The organism is Faecalibacterium sp. I3-3-89, assembly GCF_023347275.1.
Taxonomy (GTDB): Bacteria; Bacillota; Clostridia; order Oscillospirales; family Ruminococcaceae; genus Faecalibacterium; species Faecalibacterium butyricigenerans.
Genome location: NZ_CP094468.1, coordinates 1 through 26,162 on the forward strand (window position 1 = coordinate 1; position 26,162 = coordinate 26,162).

At 59.5% G+C, this 26,162-nt stretch carries 21 protein-coding genes; 15 read left to right on the forward strand and 6 right to left on the reverse strand.

Annotated elements, in window-relative coordinates:
- From dnaA to MTP38_RS00050, 10 genes are all read left to right on the forward strand, one after another.
- Positions 1–1,323, forward strand: coding sequence for a chromosomal replication initiator protein DnaA (gene dnaA / locus MTP38_RS00005; protein WP_015565051.1), 1,323 nt, complete (start codon positions 1–3; stop codon positions 1,321–1,323).
- Between the two features lie 386 nt (positions 1,324–1,709).
- Entirely contained in the window at positions 1,710–2,816 is a 1,107-nt protein-coding gene (gene dnaN / locus MTP38_RS00010) for a DNA polymerase III subunit beta (RefSeq protein WP_227621357.1), read from the forward strand.
- 13 nt (positions 2,817–2,829) lie between these two features.
- Positions 2,830–3,045 (forward strand): RNA-binding S4 domain-containing protein, encoded by a 216-nt coding sequence (locus tag MTP38_RS00015; RefSeq protein ID WP_015565050.1) that lies wholly within the window; start codon positions 2,830–2,832, stop codon positions 3,043–3,045.
- The gene (gene recF, locus MTP38_RS00020; protein ID WP_249233863.1) at positions 3,045–4,166 is read left to right on the forward strand and encodes a DNA replication/repair protein RecF; all 1,122 of its coding nucleotides are present in this window, start codon (positions 3,045–3,047) and stop codon (positions 4,164–4,166) included. The genes MTP38_RS00015 and recF overlap by 1 nt, the downstream gene beginning before the upstream one ends.
- 5 nt (positions 4,167–4,171) lie before the next feature.
- On the forward strand, positions 4,172–4,426 hold the full coding sequence (gene remB, locus MTP38_RS00025; RefSeq protein ID WP_227621364.1) for an extracellular matrix regulator RemB: 255 nt from the start codon (positions 4,172–4,174) through the stop codon (positions 4,424–4,426).
- 336 nt (positions 4,427–4,762) lie between these two features.
- Positions 4,763–6,757 (forward strand): DNA topoisomerase (ATP-hydrolyzing) subunit B, encoded by a 1,995-nt coding sequence (gyrB, locus tag MTP38_RS00030; RefSeq protein ID WP_249233864.1) that lies wholly within the window; start codon positions 4,763–4,765, stop codon positions 6,755–6,757.
- A gap of 12 nt (positions 6,758–6,769) precedes the next feature.
- Positions 6,770–9,349, forward strand: coding sequence for a DNA gyrase subunit A (gene gyrA / locus MTP38_RS00035; protein ID WP_249233865.1), 2,580 nt, complete (start codon positions 6,770–6,772; stop codon positions 9,347–9,349).
- A gap of 294 nt (positions 9,350–9,643) precedes the next feature.
- The gene (locus tag MTP38_RS00040; RefSeq protein WP_249233866.1) at positions 9,644–10,600 is read left to right on the forward strand and encodes a polysaccharide deacetylase family protein; all 957 of its coding nucleotides are present in this window, start codon (positions 9,644–9,646) and stop codon (positions 10,598–10,600) included.
- A 16-nt stretch (positions 10,601–10,616) separates the two neighbouring features.
- Positions 10,617–11,228, forward strand: a complete 612-nt coding sequence (locus MTP38_RS00045) for a bactofilin family protein (protein WP_249233867.1) — start codon at positions 10,617–10,619, stop codon at positions 11,226–11,228.
- Between the two features lie 300 nt (positions 11,229–11,528).
- The gene (locus MTP38_RS00050; RefSeq protein ID WP_249233868.1) at positions 11,529–12,113 is read left to right on the forward strand and encodes a manganese efflux pump MntP; all 585 of its coding nucleotides are present in this window, start codon (positions 11,529–11,531) and stop codon (positions 12,111–12,113) included.
- Positions 12,114–12,173: 60 nt separating this feature from the next.
- Here MTP38_RS00050 and MTP38_RS00055 read toward each other — a convergent pair whose 3' ends face one another.
- Genes MTP38_RS00055 through MTP38_RS00065 form a run of 3 tightly spaced genes read right to left on the reverse strand, consistent with a single transcriptional unit; the run spans position 12,174 to position 14,102 of the window.
- A complete protein-coding gene (locus MTP38_RS00055) occupies positions 12,174–12,845 on the reverse strand; it encodes a GntR family transcriptional regulator (protein ID WP_249233869.1) in 672 nt (223 codons plus the stop codon).
- A complete protein-coding gene (locus MTP38_RS00060) occupies positions 12,829–13,554 on the reverse strand; it encodes an RluA family pseudouridine synthase (RefSeq protein ID WP_249233870.1) in 726 nt (241 codons plus the stop codon). Before MTP38_RS00060 ends, MTP38_RS00055 begins: the two co-directional genes overlap by 17 nt.
- Positions 13,551–14,102 (reverse strand): NUDIX domain-containing protein, encoded by a 552-nt coding sequence (locus MTP38_RS00065; RefSeq protein WP_227621347.1) that lies wholly within the window; start codon positions 14,100–14,102, stop codon positions 13,551–13,553. The genes MTP38_RS00060 and MTP38_RS00065 overlap by 4 nt, the downstream gene beginning before the upstream one ends.
- Before the next feature lie 468 nt (positions 14,103–14,570).
- On the opposite strand from MTP38_RS00065, the gene nifJ reads away from it, so the two are divergent.
- Together nifJ and mgtE are read left to right on the forward strand one after the other, a co-directional pair.
- Positions 14,571–18,116 carry a pyruvate:ferredoxin (flavodoxin) oxidoreductase gene (gene nifJ, locus MTP38_RS00070; RefSeq protein ID WP_227621346.1) on the forward strand — a complete coding sequence of 1,182 codons (3,546 nt, stop codon included), beginning with the start codon at positions 14,571–14,573 and terminating at the stop codon, positions 18,114–18,116.
- Positions 18,117–19,089: 973 nt separating this feature from the next.
- The gene (gene mgtE / locus MTP38_RS00075; RefSeq protein WP_249233871.1) at positions 19,090–20,664 is read left to right on the forward strand and encodes a magnesium transporter; all 1,575 of its coding nucleotides are present in this window, start codon (positions 19,090–19,092) and stop codon (positions 20,662–20,664) included.
- A 273-nt stretch (positions 20,665–20,937) separates the two neighbouring features.
- Here mgtE and MTP38_RS00080 read toward each other — a convergent pair whose 3' ends face one another.
- On the reverse strand, positions 20,938–21,462 hold the full coding sequence (locus MTP38_RS00080) for a gamma carbonic anhydrase family protein (protein ID WP_249233872.1): 525 nt from the start codon (positions 21,460–21,462) through the stop codon (positions 20,938–20,940).
- Between the two features lie 104 nt (positions 21,463–21,566).
- Between MTP38_RS00080 and MTP38_RS00085 the strand changes: the two genes are divergently transcribed.
- The 3 genes from MTP38_RS00085 (at position 21,567) to MTP38_RS00095 (ending at position 24,457) form a co-directional block, all read left to right on the forward strand.
- A complete protein-coding gene (locus tag MTP38_RS00085) occupies positions 21,567–22,520 on the forward strand; it encodes a D-alanyl-D-alanine carboxypeptidase family protein (protein ID WP_249233873.1) in 954 nt (317 codons plus the stop codon).
- Between the two features lie 28 nt (positions 22,521–22,548).
- Positions 22,549–23,838 carry a D-alanyl-D-alanine carboxypeptidase family protein gene (locus MTP38_RS00090; RefSeq protein WP_249233874.1) on the forward strand — a complete coding sequence of 430 codons (1,290 nt, stop codon included), beginning with the start codon at positions 22,549–22,551 and terminating at the stop codon, positions 23,836–23,838.
- 352 nt (positions 23,839–24,190) lie between these two features.
- Positions 24,191–24,457, forward strand: coding sequence for a hypothetical protein (locus MTP38_RS00095; RefSeq protein WP_249233875.1), 267 nt, complete (start codon positions 24,191–24,193; stop codon positions 24,455–24,457).
- Positions 24,458–24,467: 10 nt separating this feature from the next.
- Here MTP38_RS00095 and MTP38_RS00100 read toward each other — a convergent pair whose 3' ends face one another.
- Positions 24,468–25,292, reverse strand: coding sequence for a hypothetical protein (locus MTP38_RS00100; protein ID WP_249233876.1), 825 nt, complete (start codon positions 25,290–25,292; stop codon positions 24,468–24,470).
- 201 nt (positions 25,293–25,493) lie between these two features.
- A complete protein-coding gene (locus MTP38_RS00105) occupies positions 25,494–25,688 on the reverse strand; it encodes a hypothetical protein (RefSeq protein WP_249233877.1) in 195 nt (64 codons plus the stop codon).
- Positions 25,689–26,162: the final 474 nt, after the last annotated feature.

Genomic DNA, 26,162 nt, shown 5'->3' on the forward strand with positions numbered 1-26,162 from the left:
ATGGATTCTTTCAAGGACGTTTTAGAGGCTGCCCAGAGCTACTGCAAAGCGCAGATGGCGGAGCCGACATATAATCTCTATATCGACGGACTGGAGCCGATCAGCTTTGAGGACTCCAGCCATATCACCCTCTCGGTGCGCAACGACTTCATCTGCAAGATCGTGACGGACCGCTATCTCGGCCTGCTCAAGGAGGCGTTCAAGACGGTGCTGGGCTTTGATGTGGACATCACCCTCGTGGTGCCCAGCACGCCGCCCCACGAGGTGGTGCTGGCCCAGCAGTACGAGGCAAACCCCGCCTCGCCGCAGGGCAACTACGAGTTCACCTTCGAGAACTTCATCAAAGGCCCCTCCAACCAGTTTGCGTTTGCTGCGGCGCAGGCTGTTGCCGCCAACCCCTCCGGCGCCTACAACCCGCTGTTCATCTACGGCGGCTCGGGCCTCGGCAAGACCCATCTGCTGACGGCCATCCAGACCGAGATCAAGCGCACCCACCCCGACTTCGTCATCATGTACGTCACCTGTGAGCAGTTCACCAACGAGCTGATCGCCGCCATCCGCGCCGGCAGCACCGAAGACTTCCGGATGAAGTACCGCGTGGCCGACCTGCTGCTGGTGGACGACATCCAGTTCATCGCGGGCAAGGAGTCCACGCAGGAAGAGTTCTTCCACACCTTCAACTCCCTCCACGACGCCCACAAGCAGATCGTCATCGCCTCCGACCGCCCGGCCAAGGAGATCAAGAGTCTGGAAGAGCGTCTGCGCACCCGTTTCGAGTGGGGCCTGACCGCCGACGTCCAGCCGCCAGATTTTGAGACCCGCGTGGCCATCGTCAAGCGGAAGGCAGAGCTTCTCCATCTCGACCTGCCGGAGGATGTGGCCGAGTTCATCGCCAACCACCTCAAAAACAACATCCGCCAGCTGGAAGGTGCCGTCAAGAAGCTGAACGCCTACTATATGCTCGAGGGCATCCAGCCGGTCATCAGTGTGGCACAGAACGCCATCAAGGACATCCTCAATGAGACTCAGCCCGTGCCCGTCACCATCGAGAAGATCGTGGGCGAGGTGTCCCGCACCTTCAACGTCTCCCCTGCCGACATCCGGGGCACCAAGCGGAACGCCAATGTCGCATCCGCCCGCCGTGTGGCCATCTATATCCTGCGCGAAGTCACCGGCATGAGCATGGAGGAGATCGGCCGGGAGTTCTCGGGCCGCGACCACTCCACCATCGTCTACTCCCTCAAGACCATGGAGCGGGACATGAAGAACGACCAGCACCTGAGGGAAACGGTCAGCGACATCATCAAGAACGTGAAAGCCTGACGGGTAAAAGTCATACTCATTCTGGCGCAAACCCCAAAATATGGGGAGAAAAAGGGACAAAACGGGGAAAACAGGCCCAGATATTGTGGTAAAAGGCCGAAACTTTCCACTCTTTCCACTGAGTTTTCAACATTCAACTCCGATTCTCCACAGCCGTTGTGGAAAGCGACAGATGTTTCCCCGATTCAACATTCCATCCACAGTCCCTCAACAGACCCGTGGAAAACCAAAACCCCGCATCCCAGCAAGAGTCTGCGGAGTTTTCCACATCTTCCCCAGCCCCTACTACGGTTACTACAACAAGTTCAATATAGAAAAACAGGTTTTTGCATCGGATCCCATGGGAAACGACAGCAAAACTGACGCAAAAAAGGAGAGATAAAGCTTTGAACATCATCTGCGATAAAACTCTTCTGAGTGCAGCCATCGACGGCGTATCCAAAGCAGTCACCCTGCGCTCTACCATCCCAGTGCTGGAGGGCATTTTACTGAAAGCGGAAGGTTTCCAGCTGACCCTTACCGGCTACGACCTCGAAATGGGCATCGTGACCACCATCGAAGCCAATGTCAAGGAACCCGGCGAGATCGTTCTGAACGCAAAACTCCTCAGCAGCATGATCAGCCGGATGCCATCGGGCCAGATCACCATCCAGTCGGCCGATAATGGCAAGACCACCATCCAGAGCGGCGTGGCACAGTTCGAGATCCAGTCCATGTCCGCCTCCGATTTCCCCGAGCTGCCCAATACCGGCGCTGAGGAAACACTGACCATCAAGACCGGTGTGCTGCGGGACATGATCGACCGCACCCTGTACGCCGTCAGTCAGGACGAGAAAAAACCGGCGCATACCGGTGAACTTTTTGAGATCGAACCGGATAAAATGACCATCGTCGCACTGGACGGCTACCGTCTGGCCATCGTCGAGCGGCCCCTTACGGCCGTCAAGGACATCCGCATCATCGTCCCCAGCAAGACCATGACCGAAGTATCCCACCTGCTGCCCAACGACGACGAAGAGCTGGTGCACATCTGTGCCAACCGCCGCTATGTCGTCTTCATGACTGCCGGCTACACCATCATGAGCCGCCTGATCGAGGGAGAATTCCTCAACTACCGCAACGTCATCCCCGCAGGCAGCCGCACCCGGGTGACCATCGACACCAAGGAGTTCATCGAGACCATCGAGCGTGCCTCCCTGATTATTACAGAGCGTTTAAAAAATCCCCTCCGCATCACTTTTACAGAGGGTAAAGTCGTCGTCCGCTGCCAGACGAATCTGGGCCGCGTTGTCGATGAGTTCAACGCCGAGTGCGAGGGCGACGAGGTGGAGATCGGCTTCAACAACCGCTATCTGCTGGATGCTCTGCGCAATGCCCGCACCGAGAAGGTGCGGATGGAGATCAGCGGCCCGCTCAGCCCGGTGAAGGTCCTGCCTGTGGAGGGCAGCGACTTCCTCTACCTCGTGCTGCCCGTTCGCTTTAAAAATGACTGAGAGGCGTAATAAAATGCAAAAGATCCTCATCCATACCGAATTTATCAAGCTGGATGCCCTGCTGAAGTATGCAGGCCTGTGTGAGACCGGCGGCGAAGCCAAGGAGCTGGTGCAGGGCGGGGCCGTGAAGGTCAACGGCGAGGTCTGCACCATGCGCGGCAAGAAGTGCCGTCCGGGCGACACCGTCGAGCTGGACGGCCAGACCATCGAGATCGGGATGGGCGGCTGATGCGGCTGCTCTCTCTCGAGGTCGAAAATTACCGGAACATCGCCTCGGCCAGCCTGACGCCGGGCCGGGAGCTGACAGTCATCTGCGGCAACAACGGTCAGGGCAAAACGAACCTCTTGGAAGCGATCTGGCTGCTCACCGGAGGCAAGAGCTTCCGGGGCGGCAAGGACGCCGAACTGGTGCGCCGGGGCGAACCCTTCGCTCTGCTCAAAGCGTCCACCCTCCGCGCACAGCAGGAGGAGCAGGAAAAAGAAGAGCCGAACCGCGTTCGCCTGACCGTGGGCACACCGGACTCCCCCCGCCCGGGCCGGACGGCCTCGGTGAACGGGGGCGCCGTCAAGCGGGCCGCCAGCCTTGCAGGCAGTTTTCCGGCGGTGGTGTTCGACCCCGGACACCTGAGCCTCGTGAAGGGCGCACCCGAGGGGCGGCGGAAATTTCTGGATGCAGCCCTCTGCCAGCTCTACCCCGGCTATCTGACCATCTACCGCCGCTATATCCGAGCTTTGCAGCAAAAAAATGCGCTGCTTCGCCGCTCTGTAAACGGTGCTGCGCGTCCCTATGCCGAAAAAAGAGCTTTGCTGGAGGTGCTGAACGTGGAGCTGGCCCAGCAGGGCGAGGCCATCCAGCAGCGCCGCAGGGCGTATCTTGAGACGCTCGCGCCGCTGGCCTGCTCGAACTATGAAGAGCTGTCTCACGGGGCCGAGACGCTGCGCCTGCGGTATGCGGCCCAGTTTGAGCCGGGAGGGCTGGCCCAGCTCCTGCGGCAGAAAATGCCTGAGGAGCTGCGGGCCGGGCAGAGCCTCTGCGGCCCCCACCGGGAAGATCTGGAGCTTCTGCTGGACGGCCAGCCTGCAAAAGTGTATGCAAGCCAAGGACAGCAGCGGAGCGTCGTGCTGAGCCTGAAGATGGCGGAAGCCGCAGCGGCTGCCTCCATCACGGGCGAACACCCGGTGCTTCTGCTGGACGATGTGCTCAGCGAGCTGGACGACGGCCGCAAGCAGTATCTGCTGACCCGGATGCGGGAGAAGCAGACCTTCGTGACCAGCTGTGACGACACCGCCTTCCTCCGAACAGACGGCGAGGTCTACCGGATGAACGGCGGCGTACTGACGAAAGTGTGAGCAGAATGTATGTGCATCTGGGCCGCGATTACGTCCTGAACGACCGGGACATCATCGGCATCTTCAACTTGGAGACGACCACCATCTCTCCCCGGGGGCGGGAGTTTCTGAACTACGCCCAGAAAAACGGGGCTGTGGTCAGCCTGTCCGATGAGCTGCCCCAGAGCTATGTACTGGCAGACGCCCCGGTGGATACGGTGTATCTTTCCGAGCTGTCCCCCGCTGCCCTCAAACGGCGCACGGAGATGAAGCTGGAATAGAGTGTGCCGCCTTCTCCGGCAGTTTCCCCGCAAATAACCCGGGACACCTGTCCCGCCCCAACGCTTTGCGCCGGGGCCCCACCTCCCGGACATTTGCGGACAAACCGCCCTCGCGTCGGCAGGCAAACGGCTGCTGACCTAGACAGCAGGGCACTACAGCTTTCGAAATATTGGGCTTTGCTCGTCCAGCTTAGACTAGCCCGGAACGCCAGTGGCTCCCCTCGATAGGGGAGCTGGCAAAGCCGACAGGCTTTGACTGAGAGGTTTAATTGCCATCCAAGCAAATTTGCTTTTTACAAATCGTAACGAAATAACGAAACAAAAGGGAGAAAGGAAATGGCAGAGGAAATCATTACCAGCACCAACGCAGATACTGCGACGGACCATGAATACAACGCCAGCGAGATCCAGGTCCTGAAAGGTCTGGAGGCTGTGCGCAAGCGCCCCGGTATGTATATCGGCTCTACCGGCGAGCGGGGTCTGCACCATCTGGTGTACGAGATCGTGGACAACGCCATCGATGAGGCTCTGGCCGGTTACTGTGACCATATCGAGGTCAAGATCTTAAAGGGCGACATCATTCAGGTCACGGACAATGGCCGCGGCATCCCCGTGGATATTCAGGCAGACACCGGCCTGCCTGCCGTCACCGTCGTCTACACCATCCTCCACGCCGGCGGCAAGTTCGGCGGCGAGAACTCCGGCTACAAGGTGGCCGGCGGCCTGCACGGCGTCGGTGCGTCTGTCGTCAACGCCTGCTCGGAGTGGCTGACCGTCAACGTCCGCCGCGATGGGCACGAGTACGAGCAGACCTTCCGCCGCGGCGACCCGGATGGGCCGCTGAAGTGCATCGGCACGGTGGACCCCAGCGTCACCGGCACCCGCGTCACCTTCAAGCCCGACCCTGAGATGTTCAAGGATACCACCGTCTACAACTTTGAGACGCTGGAAAAGCGGCTGCGGGAGGAGAGCTTCCTGAATGCCGGTGTGAAGATCACCCTGACCGATGAGCGGGAGCTTTACACCCCCGTCCTCGAGGACGGCAAGGAGGGCGAGCCGACCTACCGCACCGAGGTCATGTGCTACGAGGGCGGCATCAAGAGCTTCGTCACCTATCTGGGCGAGAAGCGGGACCTCGAGGTGCTCCACCCCAATGTCATCTACCTCAAGGGCCAGACCGACCGGGGCATGGCCGAGATCGCTCTGCAGTATAATTCCAGCTACAACGAGCTGCTGCTGAGCTTTGCCAACAATGTCAACACTCCCGACGGCGGCACCCACGAAGAGGGCTTCCGCAGCAGCCTCACCCGCGTCTTCAACGACTATGGCCGCAGCCATGGCCTGCTGAAGGAGAAGGACGAGAACCTGTCCGGCGCAGACGTCCGGGAGGGCCTCATCTGTGTCATCTCCGTCAAGCTGCAGGAAGCTGAGTTCGAGGGCCAGACCAAGGCAAAGCTGGGCAACACCGAGATCCGCACCCTCGTGTCCAACATGGTCTACTCCAAGCTGATGGAGTTCTTCGAGGAGAACCCGGGCGTCGCCAAGGCCATCTTCGAGAAGGCCACGCAGGCCGCCCGTGCCCGCGCCGCCGCCAAGAAGGCCCGTGAGCTGGTGCGCCGCAAGAGCGCGCTGGAGACCAGCCGGATGCCCGGCAAGCTGGCCGACTGCCGCGAGAAAGACCCCAGCCGCACTGAGATCTTCATCGTCGAGGGCGATTCTGCAGGCGGCTCGGCCAAGATGGGCCGTGACTCGGCCATTCAGGCCATCCTCCCCCTGTGGGGCAAGATGCTCAACGTCGAAAAGGCCCGCGCCGACCGCATCTACGGCAACGACAAGCTGATGCCGGTCGTTCTGGCGCTGGGCTGCGGCATCGGCGACGAGTTCGATATTTCCAAACTGCGGTATGACAAGGTCTTCATCATGGCCGATGCCGATGTCGATGGCTCTCACATCTGCACCCTGATGCTCACCTTCTTCTTCCGCTATATGCGCCCCCTCATCGAGCAGGGCCATGTCTATGTGGCACAGCCCCCGCTGTTCAAGGTGCAGAAGGGAAATACCATCAAATACGCCTACAACGACGCCGAAATGGCCCTTCTGTCGCAGGAGATGCCCGGCGCGAAGATCAACCGCTATAAGGGCCTTGGTGAGATGAACCCGGAGCAGCTCTGGGAGACCACCATGAACCCGGAGAACCGCGTCATCGTCCGCATCACCATCGAGGATGCCGAGAAGGCAGACGAGGCCTTCACCATCCTGATGGGCGATCAGGTGGAGCCGCGCCGCCGCTTTATCGAGACCAACGCGCAGTACGCAAAGCTCGACGTGTAATGGGAGGAAACAATGGAAGAAGATTACGTGATGATACCGGGCAGCGGTACCAAGATGATCATCCGGGACGTCAAGAAAGAGATCGAGACGGCGTTTCTGGATTACTCCATGTCGGTCATCGTGGCCCGCGCCCTGCCGGATGTGCGTGACGGTCTGAAGCCCGTCCACCGCCGCATCCTCTACACCATGCACGAGCGCGGCAACGACCCCAGCCATCCCTACCGCAAGTCGGCGGACACCGTCGGTGCGGTGCTGGGTTCTTACCATCCCCACGGCGACGCCTCCGTCTACGACGCGATGGTCCGTCTGGCACAGGATTTCTCCCTGCGCTACCCGCTGGTGGACGGCCAGGGCAACTTCGGCTCTGTGGACGGTGACCCCCCGGCAGCTTACCGTTACACCGAAGCCCGCATGAGCCGGATGGCTGTCGAGATGCTGACCGACATCGACAAGGACACCATCAACTGGGACCCCAACTTCGACGAGACGAAGAAGGAGCCGAGCGTCCTGCCCTGCCGCTTCCCGAACCTGCTGGTCAACGGCAGTCAGGGCATCGCCGTCGGCATGGCCACCAATATCCCGCCCCACAACCTCAGCGAGGTCATCGACGGCTGCGTGGCCTATATCGACGACCCCGACATCGACCTGCCCGGCCTGATGGAGCACATCAAAGGCCCGGACTTCCCCACTGCCGGCATCATCATGGGGCGCAGCGGCATCCGCGCCGCCTACGCCACCGGCCGCGGCAAGATCACCCTGCGGGGCCGCGCTACCATCGAAGAGACCAAGAATGGCCGCACCCAGATCATCATCACGGAGATCCCGTATATGGTCAACAAGGCCCGGCTCATCGAGAATATGGCCGATCTGGTCAAGGACAAGCGCATCGAGGGTATCACCGGACTGAACGATGAGACCAACCGCAAGGGAATGCGCATCGTGGTGGACATCCGCAAGGACGCCAACGCGCAGGTCATCCTGAACCAGCTGTATCAGTACACCCAGCTGCAGGACACCGTGGGCGTCATCATGCTGGCCATCGACCACAAGGTGCCCAAGGTCATGACCCTGAAACAGATGATCCAGAAGTACGTCGAGTTTCAGGATGAAGTCGTCCGCCGCCGCACCCAGTACGACCTGAAGAAGGCCAAGGAGCGCGCCCACATCCTCGAGGGCTTGAAAAAGGCCACTGACATCGTGGACGAGCTGATCGCCACCATCCGCGCCTGCAAGGGCGGTATGTCGGAAGCCAAGGCCGCCATCATGGAGCAGTTCGGCTTCGACGACCCGCAGGCCGACGCCATCGTGAAATTGCAGCTGGGCCGTCTGGCCGGCCTCGAGATTTTGAAGATCGAGGAAGAGCTGTCCGGCCTGCAGGCCAAGATCGAGGACTGGGAAGACATCCTCGCCCACGATGCCCGGGTGCTCGAGATCGTCAAGAACGAGCTGCTGGACATGAAGAAGCGCTTCGGCGACGAGCGCCGCACCGAGATCCAGTCCGTCACCGGCGAGGTGGACATCGAGGACCTCATCGCCGAGGAACAGTGTGTCTATACCCTCACCGAGGCCGGTTATATCAAGCGTCAGCTCAAGGCCACCTATCAGGCCCAGAAGCGCGGCGGCCGCGGCATCTCCGGCATGACCCGGAAGGAAGAGGACATCGTGCAGGAGATGTTCGTCGGCTCCACCCACGACTACGTCCTGTTCGTCACCGACAGGGGCCGCCTTTTCCGGGTCAAGGGCTACACCATCTCCGAGGGCAGCCGCACCAGCAAGGGCAGCAACATCGTCAACCTGCTGCAGCTGGCCGAGGGCGAGAAGGTCACGAATATGCTCTGCTACCCCAAGGATGAGGACAACAAGGGCGGCTTCGTCACCATGGTGACAAAGCAGGGCCTCATCAAGCGCACCCCGCTGGAGCAGTACGCCAACATCCGCAAGACGGGCCTCATCGGCATCGCCCTCAACGAGGGTGACGCGCTGGCATGGACCCGCCTGACCACCGGCAATGATATGCTCATCGTGGCTACCCGCAACGGTCAAGCCATCCGCTTCAACGAGGCCGACGCCCGCCCGATGGGCCGCAGCGGCCACGGCGTCCGGGCCATCAAGCTGGCCGAGGGCGACGAGGTCGTCGGCGTCTGCATCTGCCGCGAGGGCGGCACGGTGCTCACCGTCACCGAGAACGGCAAGGGCCGCCGCTCCGACATCGACACCTACCGCATCACCGCACGCGGCGGCAAGGGCATCCGGAACTACGACGCCTCCAAGGACAAGGTGGCAGCGGTCAAGATCGTGGATGACATCGACGATGTGCTGCTGAGCAGTCAGGAGGGCATCATCATCCGCCTGCACGCCAACGAGATCCCCGTCCAGAGCCGCTATGGCTCCGGCGTCCGGGTCATGCGTCTGGGCGAGAACGACAAGGTCATGGTCCTTGCCCGCACGGACCACGACGATGAGGCACAGACTGAGAGCATCGAGTCTGATGCCGAGGACGAACCCACCGCCGAGCAGCTGGCGGAGATGGAAGCAGCCGATGAGGCATCGGCCGCCGAAGCTCCCGAGGCCGACGTCGGCGACGAGGAATAAATCCCGGGACAAAAACATAAGAAGACCCTGTGAGGAAATTTCTCTTTTGCAAGAGGATGACCCCACAGGGCCTTTTTGCTTTTTTGCACGAAAAAACGGGACAAACTTTGACGGAAATGACAGGCGAAATTTTAAAATTCCATTCGATGACATGGTTTGACATGAAATGACCTGAATGGGTCATGAAACGACCTTGATGTTGGCGGGAATTGGGGTATCATTAAAGAGAACAATTATCATCATAGGGCAGGACCACGAAAAAATATTTTTTTCGTGGCGTGAGAGTGGAGTAAAATGCAGAGCAATGAGCCGTATATCGGAAGCGTCCGGTTTTTCAAAAACATCATTTTTTTGTGCTGCATCCTCGGCGTGCTCATCCCGACCGGGCTGGCGCTCCGCTGGCGGAGCCGGGCAAAGACGGCAGAGAGCCTGCTGGCCCAGAACGCCGTCGTGCTGACGGGCGAAGAGGATGAAGCTGCCAGCGAGGCCGAGGCGGCTTCGGCAGAGACCGAGCCGGAGGCCGACAGCCCCGACGAGCAGGAGCCGCTCAGCTACCAGCTGCTCTACCCGGATTTCTATGCGCCCACCCCTCTGCCGGACATCGAGGACGCCGGCAAGACCATCTACCTCACCTTCGATGACGGCCCCTCCGACCGCACCGACGAGGTGCTGAAGATCTTGGACGAGAAGGGGGTCAAGGCCACCTTCTTCGTCATTGGCCGGGAGGATGAGACCTCCATCCAGCGCATCAAGAAGGCCGCTGCGGCAGGCCACACCATCGGGATGCACAGCTACAGCCACGACTACGAAAAGATCTATACCTCGGTGGAGGATTTCCTCGATGACTTCTATAAGCTGTTCGTCATCCTCCGGGATGAGGCAGGCGTGACCCCCACGGTGTTCCGTTTCCCGGGCGGCAGCCTCAACAACTACAATCAGGGCGTCTACAAGGAGATCATCGCGGAGATGCTTCGCCGCGGCTTCCGCTACTACGACTGGAACCTTTCGGCAGAGGATGCGGCCAAAAAGTCGCCCTCGGCCAGCACCATCGTGGAGGGCATCACCTCCTATTCGGCCCAGAAGAAGCATGGAGTCGTGCTGATGCATGACTCCGCCCACTGCAAGACGACAGTTGAAGCATTGCCTGCACTCATCGATACGCTGCGGGAGCAGGGCTTTGATTTTGCCCCGCTGGACCGCACGGTGCGTCAGGTCAGCTTCCACTATAGATCGGCGTCAAATCAATCATGAGAGGAACGTGTTGAAGATGAGCAAGAAAGACAATTTTTCGCAGGCAGCCTATGAGATGTTCGGCATCGGCAGGGGCGGCAGCAAGCGGGAGGCCGACAAGACGGCGGAGAAGCCTGCGGAGTCCGCAGCCATGAATGTGGAAGAGGACGAGATGAGTCTGACCGTCGCGCCGACCGTAGCAGAGGTGAAGCCTCTGGAAAAGGTCCCTGAGAAGCCCAAGACCACCCTTCTGGCGGAGGGCAGCGTCTTCGAAGGCACCCTGCATACCAAGGGCGATGTGGAGATTGCAGGAGTCTTCAAGGGCGACATCTTCTCCGAGGGCAATGTCAAGCTCTTTGCCAACATCGAGGGCAACGTGCAGGGCGGCAATGTGGAGCTTGTGACCAGCAGCGTACAGGGCGATGTCAGCGCCAAGGAGCTGCTCAAGATCGGCCCCCAGTCGGTCATCGGCGGCAACATCAAGACCAAGGATATGATCTGCTCTGGCCGCATCGTGGGCAATGTGGAGTCCAGCGGCCGTGTGACCCTGACCACCGGCAGCGCCCTCACGGGCGACCTGACCGCCTCCACCATCGCCGTCATGGAGGGCGCTCTGATGGAGGGCCGCTTCAAGATCGTAAAAAAATAAGCTGCGGTTATACTGGACAAATCGGCCCCTGATGTGATAAGCTATCGGAACAATAGAAAAGATCCTCATGGGGGAGTAGCAGGCACCGTTTTGCAGGCGGTGCAGCAAGTCAACACAATGACGGCCCGGGCGGCTGTCTGGCTTGCTTTCATTTGCGAGACTCATGTGTTTTGGTGCGAGTACCACGCCCATTCCACATGGAGTCAGTTTGTCAGAAAATGAGACCCGGAATTGGCGAAGCGCGCCGATTCCGGGTCTTTTCTCTGCCCACCAATTCCGGTCAGATCAGGAGGCATAATCATGGAATGGAGTCTTTTGTTTTTCTTCAACAGCGCCCTGCTGGGCGTGGGGCTTGCGATGGATGCGTTCTCCGTCTCGATGGCGAACGGTCTGCATGACCCCAAGATGTCCCGCCGCCGAGGCGTCCAAGTCGCAGGCACCTTCGCCGTCTTTCAGGCCGCCATGCCCATGCTGGGCTGGGTCTGCGTCCACACCATCGTGGAGCTGTTCTCCTCCTTCGAGACGCTCATCCCGTGGATCGCCCTCATCCTGCTGGGCTACATCGGCGGCAAGATGCTCCTCGAGGGCATCAAGGGCGAGGAGACCGAGGAGGCTGCCGAGCTGAGCGCAGGCGCGCTCTTCATGCAGGGGGTGGCCACCAGCATCGATGCCCTGTCGGTGGGATTCACCATCTCGGAGTACGGCTGGTTCATGGCGCTGGTCTGCTCCTTCATCATTGCGGTCGTCACCTTCTTTATCTGTGCAGCCGGTCTTTCCATCGGCAAGAAGTTCGGCACCAAGCTCTCCGGCAAGGCCTCCGTCCTCGGCGGCGTCATCCTCATCGGCATCGGTCTGGAAATTTTCATTTCGGGCATTCTGGGCTGAGTATAAAGCAAAAGCGGCGCCTGCGCGATGCAGGGCCGCTTTTTTGTTCCCCGTGGAACATCATTCAAAATAATCGCCGTATTCCTCTGTGAGCTTACTGCCCAGACGGCGGATGCCGCCGTAGAGATGGCGCTCCACCAGCGGTTCGAAGGCCGCAAGGTCGCACCGCTCAATGGCGTCGATGAGGTTATGGTGGTCGGCCACCACCTCGGCCAGACCGCCGGTGGTCAGGGTATCCAGCATCCGGAAGCGGCTGTAGTCGGCGTGGGCGTTCTGCAAGGTGCGCCAGAGGTACATCTTCCCCATGGCGGAGAACCACGTCTCGTGGAGGCGGGTGTCGGCCTCGTAGAGGCGGTTGAAGTCCAGCGTCTCGGCCTTGGCCAGCTCGTCGTAGGCGGCGGCGCGCTGACGGATGAGGGCACGGTGCTCGGGGGTGCAGTGGGGCGCAAAGTCCCGCAGCACCCGGGCCTCCACCGCGATGCGCTCGTAGATCAGCTCATCCACGATGTCCCGGTTCAGCCGGGTGACAGTGGTGCCCTTGTAGGGCACGATCTTCACAAGGCCGTTTTCCTGCAGGCGCTGCAGCACCACCCGGATGAGGGAGCGGGGCGCGCCGAAGCGGGTGCAGAGCGGGTTTTCGCTCAGAGAGCAGCCGGGCCGCAGGGTCAGGTCGATGATCTCCCGCTCGAGGACGGCGTATATTTCCGAATCCGTTTTAAACTGCTGTTCCATTGTCGTTTTCCTGTCTGATGCCCCAAGCGGGCCATGTCCCGGGCACGGGGAGGCGGAAGTCCATCGCCTTGCCGGTGCCGGGGTGGATGAAGCGGAGGCGGGCGCTCTGGAGCGCGATGTCTCCCTTGACGCGGCTCCCGTATTTGCCGTCGCCCCAGAGCGGGTGGCGGCGGGAGGCGAACTGCACCCGGATCTGATGGGTGCGGCCGGTGTGGAGGGTGATGTCCGCGAGGCTGGCGCTGCCGTCCGGGGCAGACGCCGCAAGGCGGTATTCCAGCACGGCCTCCTTCACGCCCTTGCGGGGGCGGCTGACCGGGAAGACCCGGCCCCTCCGGCTGTCCTTGAATAAGTAGTCGTGCAGGACGCCTTCTGAGGGGAGCGTTTCGTCCGGCCCGCCCGCGATGAGGGCGCGGTACTCCTTCCGGAAGGGCGGTGCGTCCGGCGCATCGGCGGCGGGCTCGGCCCGGCCATCCTGCACGGCATAGTACTGCTGGCTCTGGGCCACCTGCCGGCTGAGGGCGGCAGCGGCCTGCGGGGTCTTGGCATAGACCATCAGCCCGGACACGCCGGTGTCCAGCCGGTGGATGACGCCCACATAGGCGTCGGGCCTGCCCCAGTGCTTCCGCAGGGCAGCGGGGACGCCCTCCTCGCTGGAAAGACCGGCGGGCTTGTCCAGCACCACGAGGGCTGCATCTTCGTAAAGGATCACAGCTTGCCCTCGTCCACCAGCGCCTTGAGCTTGAGCACCCCCGCGATGGTCTTGCCGTCCTTGATCTCGTTGCGCATGACCATCTCGTAGGCCTTTGCCAGCGGGATGCGGTCGGGCGTCAGGAACTCGTCGTCGTCCAGATGCATCTGGGTCTTGTGCAGCCCGGTGGCCGCCCACATATAAATGACCTCGGTGTCATAGCCCACGGTGGGGTAGAACTCGCCCAGCGGGGTGTAGTGGTCGGCGGTCAGGCCGCACTCCTCGCCCAGCTCCCGCTTGGCGGCCTCGAAGGGGTCTTCGCCCTTTTCCAGCTTGCCGGCGGGCAGCTCCCACAGCTCCTGCTGCATGGCATAGCGGAACTGGCGCACCATGCAGAGGGTGCCGTCCTCAAAATAGGGCACGATGCAGGCCCCGCCGTGGTGGTGGACGACCTCCCGCTGGGCAGTCTCGCCGTTTTCCAGCAGGGCAGTGTCCTTGGTCAGCGTGACCACCCGGCCCTCAAAGAGCACTTCGCTCGTGAGCGTCTTTTCGAAATGTGCAGCATCCATCGTTTTTTGTGCCTGTCCTTCCCTGCGCTCCAAGGCGCATTTTCCTATGGATAAAGTTTACGGCAGAAGCTGTACAAATGTCAATTATAAATTTAGGATTTTGTAAGAAAAACCTCATCATCACTGGATTTTAGGCAATAAAAGCCTCTTGGATGCAGGCAGAGACACATCTGTAAAAAAGCGCTAAAAAATTTCGTGAATTTTTGTTGTGTTTTGCCAGTGGGTTTGCGTTGCCTTTGCCAGCGGAATTTGCTATTATATTAGATGAGCAATAGTGCCTTCATGGGGTTCTCCGGCCCCGGGCAGGGCTATTGCCCTCGATGGGTCTGTGCCTTTGCGGAGTTCTCCGGCTCCGGCAGCGCGCAGCATCCGTCAGTTGAGCAATGCGTTTTCAAGGAGTTCTCCGGCTCCGGCCAAAGACGTTTGCCCCGCGCAGAAGGTACCAAAATTCTGAATGGAGGAAGAAAAATGCCTAGAGCAAAGCAAACCATGGATGGCAATACCGCTGCCGCTCATGTAGCATATGCCTACACGGACGTGGCTGCTATCTACCCCATTACCCCCTCTTCTCCGATGGCTGACTCTGTGGACCAGTGGTCCGCTGCTGGCCAGAAGAACATCTTCGGCAACCAGGTCAAGGTCGTCGAGATGGAGTCTGAGGCAGGCGCTGCAGGCGCTGTGCACGGCTCTCTGGGTGCAGGTGCTGTTACCACCACCTTCACCGCTTCTCAGGGCCTGCTGCTGATGATCCCCAATATGTACAAGATCGCTGCTGAGCAGCTGCCCTGCGTGTTCGATGTTTCTGCACGTACCGTTGCTACCCAGTCCCTGAACATCTTCGGTGATCACAGCGACGTTATGGCATGCCGCCAGACCGGCTTCGCAATGCTGGTCGAGAGCAGCGTGCAGGAAGTCATGGATCTGTCCCCTGTTGCCCATCTGGCAGCCATCGAGGGCAAGGTCCCCTTCCTGAACTTCTTCGACGGCTTCCGTACTTCTCACGAGTACCAGAAGATCGAGAAGTGGGATTACGCCGACCTGAAGGAAATGTGCAACATGGAGGCTGTCGAGGAGTTCCGTGCCAAGGCTCTGAACCCCGAGCACCCCAAGATGCGCGGCTCCCACGAGAACGGCGACGTGTTCTTCCAGCATCGTGAGGCCTGCAACTCTGTCTACGACGCACTGCCCGCAGTCGTCGAGAAGTACATGGCCAAGATCAACGAGAAGCTGGGCACCAACTACGACCTGTTCAACTACTACGGCGCACCCGATGCCGATCGCGTCATGATCGCTATGGGCTCTGTCTGCGACGTCGCTGACGAGGTCATCGATTACCTGAACGCTAAGGGCGAGAAGGTCGGTATCGTCAAGGTCCGCCTGTATCGTCCTTGGGTGTCCTCCGCTCTGCTGAAGGTCCTGCCCAAGACCGCCAAGAAGGTGGCTGTGCTGGACCGCACCAAGGAGCCCGGCTCTCTGGGCGAGCCCCTGTATCTGGATGTCGCAGCTACCCTGCGTGAGGCTGGCATGAACGATGTCATCCTGACCGGCGGCCGCTACGGTCTGGGCAGCAAGGACACTCCCCCGTCCTCCATCTTCGCTCTGTTCAAGGAGCTGGAGAAGGATCAGCCGAAGGAGCGCTTCACCCTCGGCATCACCGATGATGTCACCGGCCTGTCTCTGCCTGAGGTCAAGCCCGCTCCCATCACCGCAGCTGCTGGCACCAAGGAGTGCAAGTTCTGGGGTCTGGGCGGCGACGGTACCGTCGGTGCAAACAAGAACTCCGTCAAGATCATCGGCGACCATACCGACAAGTATGTTCAGGCATACTTCCAGTATGACTCCAAGAAGACCGGCGGCGTGACCATCAGCCATCTGCGTTTCGGCGACAAGCCCATCCGCAGCCCCTACTACATCAATCAGGCTGACTTCGTGGCCTGCCACAACCCCGCTTACATCCACATGGGCATGAAGATGGTCCAGGATGTCAAGCCCGGCGGCGTGTTCATGATCAACTGCCAGTGGAACGATGAGGAGCTGGGCCATCACCTGAACGCTGAGGCCAAGAAGTACATCGCTGACAACAACATCCAGCTGTACACCATCAACGCAATCGATAAGGCAATCGAGATCGGTATGGGAAAGCGCACCAATACCATCCTGCAGTCCGCTTTCTTCAAGCTGGCTGACGTTATGCCCATCGATGACGCCATCAACTTCATGAAGCAGGCAGCTCAGAAGAGCTACGGCAAGAAGGGTCAGGACGTCGTTGAGATGAACTGGAAGGCCATCGATGCCGGTGTTGACGCCATCCACAAGGTTGACGTTCCCGCTTCTTGGTCCAACCCCGAGGCCGATCCCGCTCCGAAGGAGCTGGCTGGCCGTCCGGAGCTGGTCAAGCAGATCCGCGACGTCATGGAGCCCATCGCTCGTATGGACGGCGACAGCCTGCCCGTCTCTGCCTTCGTTGCTAACGCAAACGGCGAGTGGGAGCAGGGTGCTTCCGCTTACGAGAAGCGCGGCACCGCTGTGAACGTCCCCGAGTGGGATGCTTCCAAGTGTGTTGGCTGCAACCAGTGCGCATTCGTGTGCTCTCACGCAACCATCCGTCCCTTCCAGCTGACCGCTGACGAGCTGGCAGCAGCTCCCGCACAGACCAAGAGCCGCGACAACAAGCCCGCAAACGAGTACAAGTTTGTCATGGCTGTGTCTCCTCTGGACTGCATGGGCTGCGGCGAGTGTGTCACCGTCTGCCCCACCAAGGCTATCCAGATGGTTCCTCAGGAGTCTCAGGCCGACCAGCAGGCAGTCTTCGACTACTGCGTCGCCAACATCTCCAAGAAGCCCTCTAAGTTCGCAGACGACACCGTCATCGGCTCTCAGTTCAACCAGCCGCTGCTGGAGTTCTCTGGCTCCTGCGCAGGCTGTGCTGAGACCTCTTACGCACGTCTGATCACCCAGCTGTTCGGCGAGAAGATGTACATCTCCAACGCCACCGGCTGCTCCTCTATCTGGGGCGGTACTGCTTCCATCTCTCCGTACACTGTCAACAAGGACAGCGGCCACGGTCCTGCATGGTGCAACTCCCTGTTCGAGGATAACGCAGAGCACGGTCTGGGCCTGTATCTGGGCCAGAAGACCGTCCGTGAGAACCTGATCAAGCGCATCGCTGAGGTCGCTGGTTCTGACAAGGCTTCTGCTGAGCTGAAGGCTGCTTTTGACGAGTTCATGGCAACCAAGAACAACACCAAGGCAAACGATGCCCCCGCTAAGGCTCTGATCGCTGAGCTGGAGAAGGCTGCTGCCGCTGGCTGCACCGAGTCCGCTGAGATCCTGAAGAGCAAGGAGTTCATCGCCAAGAAGTCCGTCTGGATCTTCGGTGGTGACGGCTGGGCATACGACATCGGCTTCGGCGGTCTGGATCACGTTCTGGCCTCCGGCGAGGATGTCAATGTCATGGTCTTCGATACTGAGATGTACTCCAACACCGGCGGACAGGCTTCCAAGGCTTCCAACATTGGTGAGGTCTGCCAGTTCGCTGCTGCTGGTAAGGAGATCAGCAAGAAGAGCCTGTCCGAGATCGCTATGACCTACGGCTACATCTATGTCGCTCAGATCGCTCTGGGCGCCAACATGAACCAGGCTGTCAAGGCGATCGCTGAGGCTGAGGCTTACCCCGGCCCCTCTCTGATCATCGGCTACGCTCCCTGCGAGCTGCACGGTGTTAAGGGCGGCATGACCAACTGCCAGAACGAGATGAAGAAGGCAGTTGAGGCTGGTTATTGGAACCTGTTCACCTTCAATCCGGCCAACAAGGCTCAGGGCAAGAACCCCTTCACCCTGACCTCCAAGGCTGTGGATGGCGAGAAGTATCAGGCCCTGCTGGCAAACGAGACCCGTTACAGCCGCCTGACCCGCGCCTTCCCGGAGCGTGCAAAGCAGCTCTTCGCTCGCAACGAGCAGGTCGCAAACGACCGTTACGAGCATCTGAGCCGTCTGGTCGAGCTGTACAAGTAAACCAAAGTTCTTTTCCCTCTGGCCGGAACCTGCCGCAGCGGCACCTTAGTCCCGAAAGGGCGGCTGCTCCGTGCTGGCGATTACTGCGCAACGCAGCAGTACGAAACTGTGGCCCCGGCCAGAGCAAAGACGCGGCTTACGCCTACACAAAGACCAAAGCTTTGTGCCCCAAACTGATTTCGACTCTCTGCCTGCTCCCGGACGCGTCGGGGCGGGCAGAGTCTGAAATACCAAAGCGCCCGCGAGGGTCCTTGAAAGCATACTTCGCGTGTGTCAGGAGCATAAGGTCTGCTCGCAGATACCTTGCTCCGCCTGCTGCATAAGACCTGCTTTGCAGGGATCTTGCCGCAGCCAAAAACGAGATCCGTTTTTAGCGCCCCGCTCACTGGAAACAGTGTCCGGGGCGTATTTTTTATGCCTTTCGATTTTTACACTTTCTTCATAGGTTTTTCATGAAATCCAGCCGAAAAGCTGTTATACTACAGCCATGAGGATTCGGGGCCGCAACCGATTCCTTGTACATGATTCCTCCTCACACCAAAGCAATATCCGAACACAGCGCCCTTTCCGGTGAAGCCGCAAGCACCGGGGAGGGCGCTGTGTGTTTTTGTACGGCAATATTCCGGAAATGGAACGCTTACAGGGTTGACCGGGCATTTTTAAGGAGATATAATAAGCCTGTAAGGCTAAGAAACTTAGTATTTTGAACTTGTGGAGGTGAACGCAGGACAATGGACCCGGATCATAGTCGAAGACGATGGAATGATGCGGCCGGAACGACCGCGAAAGGTGCTGCGTTCGCCTTTTTTGTACGCTGAACAGCGGGGTGTCTGCTGTCCGGCTGCCGTACAAAAGGGGCGCAGCTCTGCGCGTGCAGACGGGGCGTGTGCGGCCCTGAGGCTGCGGTGCAGGAGCGGCGCTTTTGCGTTGATGCGGCTGTGTCCTCCTGAGACAGGAAAGAGGAGGAACACGAATGGAAGAAAAAAAGAACAACCCCGAGCGCGAAGTGGACGAAGCCCTTCCGGTGCAGGAGCTGCCTGCCGATATTCCCGCCGAGGTGCGCCAGAAATTGGCCGAAGACCTGAACGAGCAGGCCACCGAAGACCTCAGGCAGGACGTCCGTGAGGCCGAAAAAGAGGAGGCCAACGACGAAGAGGTCAAGGCCAACCCTGAGATGCTCACCAAAAGCCGTCTGCTCAAGCTGCTCATCAAGAAGCAGTACGTCAAGCTGCGCGAAGTGACCGAGGAAGAGCAGCCCGCCGACTTGGCCGAGCTGCTGGAAGAGCTGGACGAGAACAACCGCCTCGTGGTGTTCCGTCTGCTGAAAAAGGATGTTGCGACCGAGGCGTTCGCCTATATGTCCGACGAGGCCCGCGACGACCTCGTGAATGCGTTTTCGGATGTCGAGCTGGTGAGCGCCATCGAGGAGATGAGCCTTGACGACGCCGCCGACCTGCTGGAGGATATGCCCGCCGGTGTGGTCAAGCGGGTCTTGGAAAAGTCGTCCCGCCAGACCCGTGAGAGCCTGAACAAGCTGCTGAACTATCCCGAAAGCTCTGCTGGCAGCCTGATGACCCCCGAATATGTCCGTCTGCGGGAGGGGATGACCGTCAGCGATGCCTTTGCAGCCATCCGCAGACAGGGTGAGAACGCCGAGACCGTCTACACCTGCTATGTGGTGGAGCGCAACCGCCTGAAGGGCGTCGTGTCGGCCCGCAGCCTGCTGCTGGCGGACCCGTCCACCCCCATCACGGACATCATGGACGACAATGTCGTCGCCGTGAAGGTCACGGACGATCAGGAGTTCGTGGCCCGTGAGATGCAGCGCTACGACTTCACCGCCATGCCTGTTCTGGACAACGAGGGGATGTTCGTCGGTATCATCACCATCGACGATGCCATCGACGTCCTGACCGACGAGAGCACCGAGGATATGCAGAAGATGGCGGCGATCCTGCCCGACGACGATGCCACCACCTACTTCGGCACCAGCGTCTGGACCCACGCCAAGCAGCGTATCCCATGGCTGCTCATCCTGATGCTCTCGGCCACCTTCACCGGCATGGTCACGACCCACTACGAGGAGGCTTTCGTCAGCCTGCCCCTGCTGGTCTCCTTCATGCCCATGCTGATGGACACCGCCGGCAACTGCGGCAACCAGATCAGCACCCTCATGGTGCGCGGCCTCGCGCTGGGCGAGGTGGAGCCCAGCGACTTCCTCCGCGTTCTGGGCAAGGAGCTGCGGGTCTCCGCCATCGTCGGCGCGGTGCTGGGCCTTGTCAACGGCCTGCGCATCTACCTGATGTACACCTACCTCTACGCCGGGCAGTATCAGAACGTCATCGGCTATGCGGTGGTGGTCAGCGTGTCGCTGTTCTTCAGCGTCATCCTCGCAAAGCTGGTGGGTGGCATGCTGCCGCTGGCCGCCAAGAAGCTGGGCGCCGACCCGGCCATCATGGCGACCCCCTTCATCACCACCATCGTGGACGCCTGCAGCCTGATCCTCTATTTCCAGATCGCACAGGTCGTCTTCCGCAATATGATGTAACGATACAGAACGCCCCCGCTCAAGCTCTGAGCGGGGGCGTTCTGCGTTCCGGCCCCCAAGACGCAACAAGACCCCTTCCCGCGCTTGCGGCGACGCGGAAAGAGGTCTTGTCGTTTGGGGTATTGCTTTGGTGTGAGGAGGAATCATGTGCAAGGGTGCGGTTGCGGCCCCACACCCTTGTGAGCTATAGTATACCCGAACTGTGGGCCAAAATCATGTCTTTCTTGTGAAAGATTTGTTAATCGGCCTGTGAAATTTTTGGGAGACGGGTGCTCAATTTTCAGCATCGGAGACAAGGGCCGCGTGCTGCCGCCCCATCTCCACATAGGCCTCGGCGTTTTCGATGTTGTGGGCCAGCTGGTCGTCCCGGATGGTCTTGATGACCCGGGCGGGCACGCCTACGGCCACCGAGTTGTCGGGGATGACCATCCCCTCCGGCACCAGCGCCCCGGCCCCGATGATGCAGTTTTTGCCCACGACAGAGTGGTTGAGCAGGGTGGCGTGCATCCCGATGAGGCTGTTTTCCCCCACTGTGCAGCCGTGGGCAAGGGCGCAGTGGCCCACCGTGACGTTCTTGCCCAGAAGGACTTGTCCGCCCGGGTCGCAGTGGAGGACGGCGTTGTCCTGCACGTTGCAGTTTTCGCCCAGCACCAGCGTGCCCTCGTCGCCCCGCAGCACAGCCCCGTACCAGATGTTCGTGCCCTTGCCCAGCGTCACATCGCCCAGCACCGTCGCATTCGCGGCCACGAAGACTGCGCCCTCATCCCGGGGCGTTTTTCCACCAAAGGATAGGATCATTGTTGAAAAACCACCTTTCTCTTTTGCTTCATTTATGGTATTCTTTATAATAGCATTTTATATCGGATTATGGAAGCCCGGGGCTTCCGAAGGAGTTTCGCTTTATGAAGTTTATGTCCCCGATGCGGCAGCTGGCGGCGCTGGCCCTGACTGCCGTGTTCCTCACCACGGCGGCGCTGTCGGGCTTCGCGGTCTACGCCATGCCCATCCAAGCCGCCTATCCGCAGGAATCCATCTACCTCTTCGACGCCGACACTGGGGAGACCCTCGTGGAGCAGAATCCCGACCTTCCCCGCTGCGTCGCCAGCCTGACCAAGATGATGACGGCTCTGCTGGTGCTGGAAAGCGGCACCGACCTCAACGCCAGCATCACCATCCCGGACAGTCTCACGCCGGAGTTACAGTCCATCCGGGCCAACCGGGGCCACACCATCGGCCTGCAGGCGGGCGAGACGGTGCGCCGCATCGACATGATGTACGCCATGCTCCTGCCCAGCGCCAACGATGCGGCCAGCGTGCTGGCCAATGATACTTCCGGCAGTCTCTCTGCGTTTGCAGCGCAGATGAACGTCCGGGCAAGCCAGCTGGGCTGCACGGCGACCTACTTCACCTGCCCGCACGGCCTCTACGACGGCGGGAACTACTCCACAGCCCGGGACATGGCCAAGATCGCGCTGGCCTGCTACGCAAACTCCACCTACCGCCGGATCGCGGATACGGCGTCCTATCGGCTGCCCGCCACGGAGCTGCATCCGGCCCGGACGATCACGACGACCAACAAGCTCCTGCAGCCCGCCAGCGGCTACTACCGCAGCTATGCCCACGGCATGAAGACCGGTTTTACCACGCAGGCCGGGCGGTGCTTCGTTACCTTCGCCCAGCAGGACGGCCACACCTACGGGCTGGTCATCCTCGGCTCGAATTCCCAGAACATCTTCCGGGAGGCGGCAGAGCTGTTTGACTGGGCCTTTACCAGCCCCGAGCTGCACCCTGCCCCGGTGGAGGCCGAGCCGGAGAAACAGGAGCGGGGCGGATTCTGGCACAAACTATTTGGCTGACGTTTGAATGTCAAGGAGGACAAAGCCTATGAATCGATCGAATTTCCTGCCCCGGGCCGCGGCGCTGCTGCTCACGCTGGTGCTGATGGCCTGCACCGCCCTGCCCGGCTTCGCCGTCTACCAGATGCCCATCCAGACGGTCAGCGATACCGAGTCGGTATACCTCTTCAATCTGGACACCGGCAAGCCCATCCTTCGCCAGAACTCCGACCAGCAGCGGTACATCGCCAGCCTGACCAAGATGATGACGGCCCTGCTCTTCCTTGAGAGCGGCAAGGATATGAATGCTGAGATCACCATTCCCGCTTCCCTGACGCAGGAGTTCAAGGACATCCAGAACGCCAACGGCTCTACTATGAACCTCCGCATCGGCGAGACGGTGCGCCGCATCGACCTGCTGTACGGCCTGCTGGTGGCCAGCGCCAACGACGCGGCCAGCGTCATCGCCAGCGATGTCTCGGGCGGCGACCTGACGGCCTTTGTGGCCCGGATGAATGCCCGCGCCAAGGAGCTGGGCTGTGAGGACACCACCTTCACCTGCGTCCACGGCCTGTACGACTACGGCAACGTCTCCACAGCCGAAGACCTCGCCAAAATTGCCGCCGCCTGCTACGCCGACGAGACCTATATGCAGGCCGCCAACACCCTCACCTATACCCTGCCCGCAACGAACCTCCACCAGAACGAGCGCACCATCAAGTCCACCAACCTCATGCTGGACCCGGAGTACGCCTACTACCGCGACTATATCCGGGGCATGAAGACCGGTTTCACCACCCTCGCGGGGCGGTGCTTCGTCACCTTCGCCCAGCAGGATGGCCATACCTATGGCCTCGTGGTGCTGGGCAGCGACCTGAACAACATCTATCGGGAGTGCTCTGAACTTCTGGACTGGGCCTTTTCCAGCTTCGCCGACCGGCCCTTGGTGGACACGAAGACGGTGCTGACCACCCTCCCGCTGACCAAGTGCCGTGCCGAAGAGACTGTGGAGCTGTATGCCGCCAATGACCTCAGCGGCTACGGCCACGCCGACGACGAGGTGACGTTCGACTTCTCCCTGCCGGAGAGCGCTGCCGCCACCATCAAGGAGGGCGCTGTGCTGGGCACGGCCACTGTCTATCTTGACGGTTATGAGATGGGGACGGTGGATCTTGTCACCCACAGGGAGTATGTGTCCGACTTTCGCACCGACGCCAAAACGACCCTTCTGCTCATGGCTGTGCTGGTAGGCATCCTCATCGTGCTGGGCTTCCTCACGATGGTGGCCGGCGGCGGCTCGCTGAACCTGCGGCGGAGGAATCGCTCCCGCAGAAGATGATAGAGCAAAAAGCTCCCCGTTGGGGAGCTTTTTTGCTGTGTGGAGTTGATTTTTTATGAACGGCTGCACGCGCTGGTGGCGCGGGAGTAGAGCGCGGTTACGCGAGGTTAAGTTCTCTTTTGCGTGCCAAAAGAGAACCAGAAAAGCACCCGCTACTTTCGAGGCGCGGGAGGCACGAATCAAGGGCTACTCGCCCTTGATAATCCCGGAGGAGTAGTCGAAACGGAAAAAAGCTGGCCGCTGCGCTAAAAGCTTTTTTCTCGTTTCTCCGACTTGCTGCTTCGCAGCTGGCGTTACGCCCTTGCAGGGCGTGAAGTTCAGCGACGACGTGAAATCTTCGGCGGAGCCGTAAATGGGAGAAGCACAAAAAAATGCGTTTATAGCAATTTTCAAAAATAAGGCGAATAGCCGCAGGAATGGAACCAGCCTGAGCAGTCAGAAGGCGAAACTGTCTGAAAAGCACATTGTATCGCGTTCGGAAGAGCATCCAGGGTCCGTGTTCTTGACTTCTTCCGATTTACAACCGGTAGCACCTACGCAAATAGCCACGCTCAATGCAATTGCCGCAATATGCTTTTTCTTTAATCGCATAAAAATCTTCCAAGCTTCTATTCCCTAGGCCGAACGTATTAGTTACGCAGTGCTTTTTCACGCACTTCCGGTGTAACTGCTTTCAGAAGATTATAGAGGTCAATAATATCGGTGATTGCCTGCCGGTCCTGCCCCGTCCATGTGTAATCAAACTTGCTATAATCCGTTCCCTCGAAACGCATGATAACGGTATCGGCACTCAAAAGGTTTCGCAACCATTCGACTTCACTGTCTTCCATTTCAAAGATGGCCACTGCAAACCATTTACCAAGCTCTTTGTCGTATCCATAATCGGAGTTATCATAATCGCAAGTGTAAATGTACTTATAATCTCCACCGCGCAGAATGATGTCATCGATATCCAGCTCGGAAGAGCCTATGTAAGTAAAATCTTCCCAGAAAACAATAGTGTTCCCCTTGTCCCAGATATAAAGGTTGGGGCCAATGCCACACGTCTTGCGCTTATCGATGCTGTCATAATGCGGGGTTGTAATCGCCCAGCAGTCTTCTACTGCATCGTAGTTGACATTGCACTTTGCAAGTGCATCCTGAATACCAAGAATCTGCTGTGCTTCTGCCAGCACACCAAAATTGGTGACAGCAGCTTTTCCTGCATCATCCAACTGGTTATAGGCATCCAAAGCGGCCACGATTGCCGCGCGTCTGCTGCGCGCGACAGTGCCGATCTGGCTGATCAGTGCTTCTACCTGCTCCGGGGTCACAGCACTATTCTGCTGCGCGAGCACCGCAAAAGGAACGTCCCCGGCGGGGCTGGCGGCCAGCGCGGGTAACGCAGTGCCTGCCATCAGTGCTGCCACAATTGTGCCTGCCGCAATAACTTTGCATTTTTCCAAAATTTTCATTTGATTTTCCTCTTTTCTCCTGACTTCGGCTTATAGCTGTTGTAGCATAAAATTATAGATACAACAAAAAGGAGCGTTTTGGCATGATGACAAATGAAGAGATCCTTGCTATCCTGCGGCAGTACCCTGATCTGGTCCCCGAGGTTCTGGCCATCCTGACCGAAGCCCCTGCCAAAACAGATCTGCCGTTTGTCGGCTGATTCACTCCGGCTTTGCCCGGGAGCGCAGCAGCGTTTCCACCGCGTTGCGCTGCTCTGGCGTTGCGCTGTTAAGCAACGCCACAATTTCCTGCATCTGTTTGTCGAGCTCGCCCATCCCGGCGGGTTCTTTTTTTGTGCCCATAAGCTCTTCAACGGTAATGCCAAAGTAGTCCGCAATTTTTTTGCGGCTGGACATTCTGGGTAAAGCGCCGTTTTTCCAGCTTGTCAGCATAGAGTTTGAAAAAACAAGTTCTTCTGCAACAGCAGCAGGGGTTTTTCCCCCACACCGTCCTGTTGATCAGGTGTCAATGCGCGGGCACCGGGTGCAAAAAGCAGAGGGTCGCGCGTACCTTCCGATCTGCTTTCCGCCCTAAATCCAAAAATATTGCCAAGAGTAAAACGTACCCACAATATTATTTTACACTATCTTGTATGGCTTGGCAATGTTTTTTTTTGGGGGGGGGGGGGGGGGGGGGGGAGTCGAAACACCCCTCCCTGCCTCTGGCCCGCGCGGAGCGCAAGCCATTTGACCGAAAGAAAAAACTTAATCCGCGCTACCAGCGCGCACGCCCACTTAAAGAAACCCTAGCCCTACTGCAAGAGCGCTCTGCCCCGCGCACCAGCGCGCACACCCGCTCAAAAATAAAAGAGAAGCACCTGCCCTTTTGCA

Coding starts and splice junctions, on each gene's coding strand:
- dnaA (WP_015565051.1), top strand. CDS start 1: ATGGATTCTTTCAAGGACGTTTTAGAGGCTGCCCAGAGCTACTGCAAA.
- MTP38_RS00015 (WP_015565050.1), top strand. CDS start 2,830: ATGCAAAAGATCCTCATCCATACCGAATTTATCAAGCTGGATGCCCTG.
- recF (WP_249233863.1), top strand. CDS start 3,045: ATGCGGCTGCTCTCTCTCGAGGTCGAAAATTACCGGAACATCGCCTCG.
- remB (WP_227621364.1), top strand. CDS start 4,172: ATGTATGTGCATCTGGGCCGCGATTACGTCCTGAACGACCGGGACATC.
- gyrB (WP_249233864.1), top strand. CDS start 4,763: ATGGCAGAGGAAATCATTACCAGCACCAACGCAGATACTGCGACGGAC.
- gyrA (WP_249233865.1), top strand. CDS start 6,770: ATGGAAGAAGATTACGTGATGATACCGGGCAGCGGTACCAAGATGATC.
- MTP38_RS00040 (WP_249233866.1), top strand. CDS start 9,644: ATGCAGAGCAATGAGCCGTATATCGGAAGCGTCCGGTTTTTCAAAAAC.
- MTP38_RS00045 (WP_249233867.1), top strand. CDS start 10,617: ATGAGCAAGAAAGACAATTTTTCGCAGGCAGCCTATGAGATGTTCGGC.
- MTP38_RS00050 (WP_249233868.1), top strand. CDS start 11,529: ATGGAATGGAGTCTTTTGTTTTTCTTCAACAGCGCCCTGCTGGGCGTG.
- MTP38_RS00055 (WP_249233869.1), bottom strand. CDS start 12,845: ATGGAACAGCAGTTTAAAACGGATTCGGAAATATACGCCGTCCTCGAG.
- MTP38_RS00065 (WP_227621347.1), bottom strand. CDS start 14,102: ATGGATGCTGCACATTTCGAAAAGACGCTCACGAGCGAAGTGCTCTTT.
- nifJ (WP_227621346.1), top strand. CDS start 14,571: ATGCCTAGAGCAAAGCAAACCATGGATGGCAATACCGCTGCCGCTCAT.
- mgtE (WP_249233871.1), top strand. CDS start 19,090: ATGGAAGAAAAAAAGAACAACCCCGAGCGCGAAGTGGACGAAGCCCTT.
- MTP38_RS00080 (WP_249233872.1), bottom strand. CDS start 21,462: ATGATCCTATCCTTTGGTGGAAAAACGCCCCGGGATGAGGGCGCAGTC.
- MTP38_RS00085 (WP_249233873.1), top strand. CDS start 21,567: ATGAAGTTTATGTCCCCGATGCGGCAGCTGGCGGCGCTGGCCCTGACT.
- MTP38_RS00090 (WP_249233874.1), top strand. CDS start 22,549: ATGAATCGATCGAATTTCCTGCCCCGGGCCGCGGCGCTGCTGCTCACG.
- MTP38_RS00095 (WP_249233875.1), top strand. CDS start 24,191: ATGGGAGAAGCACAAAAAAATGCGTTTATAGCAATTTTCAAAAATAAG.
- MTP38_RS00100 (WP_249233876.1), bottom strand. CDS start 25,292: ATGAAAATTTTGGAAAAATGCAAAGTTATTGCGGCAGGCACAATTGTG.
- MTP38_RS00105 (WP_249233877.1), bottom strand. CDS start 25,688: ATGTCCAGCCGCAAAAAAATTGCGGACTACTTTGGCATTACCGTTGAA.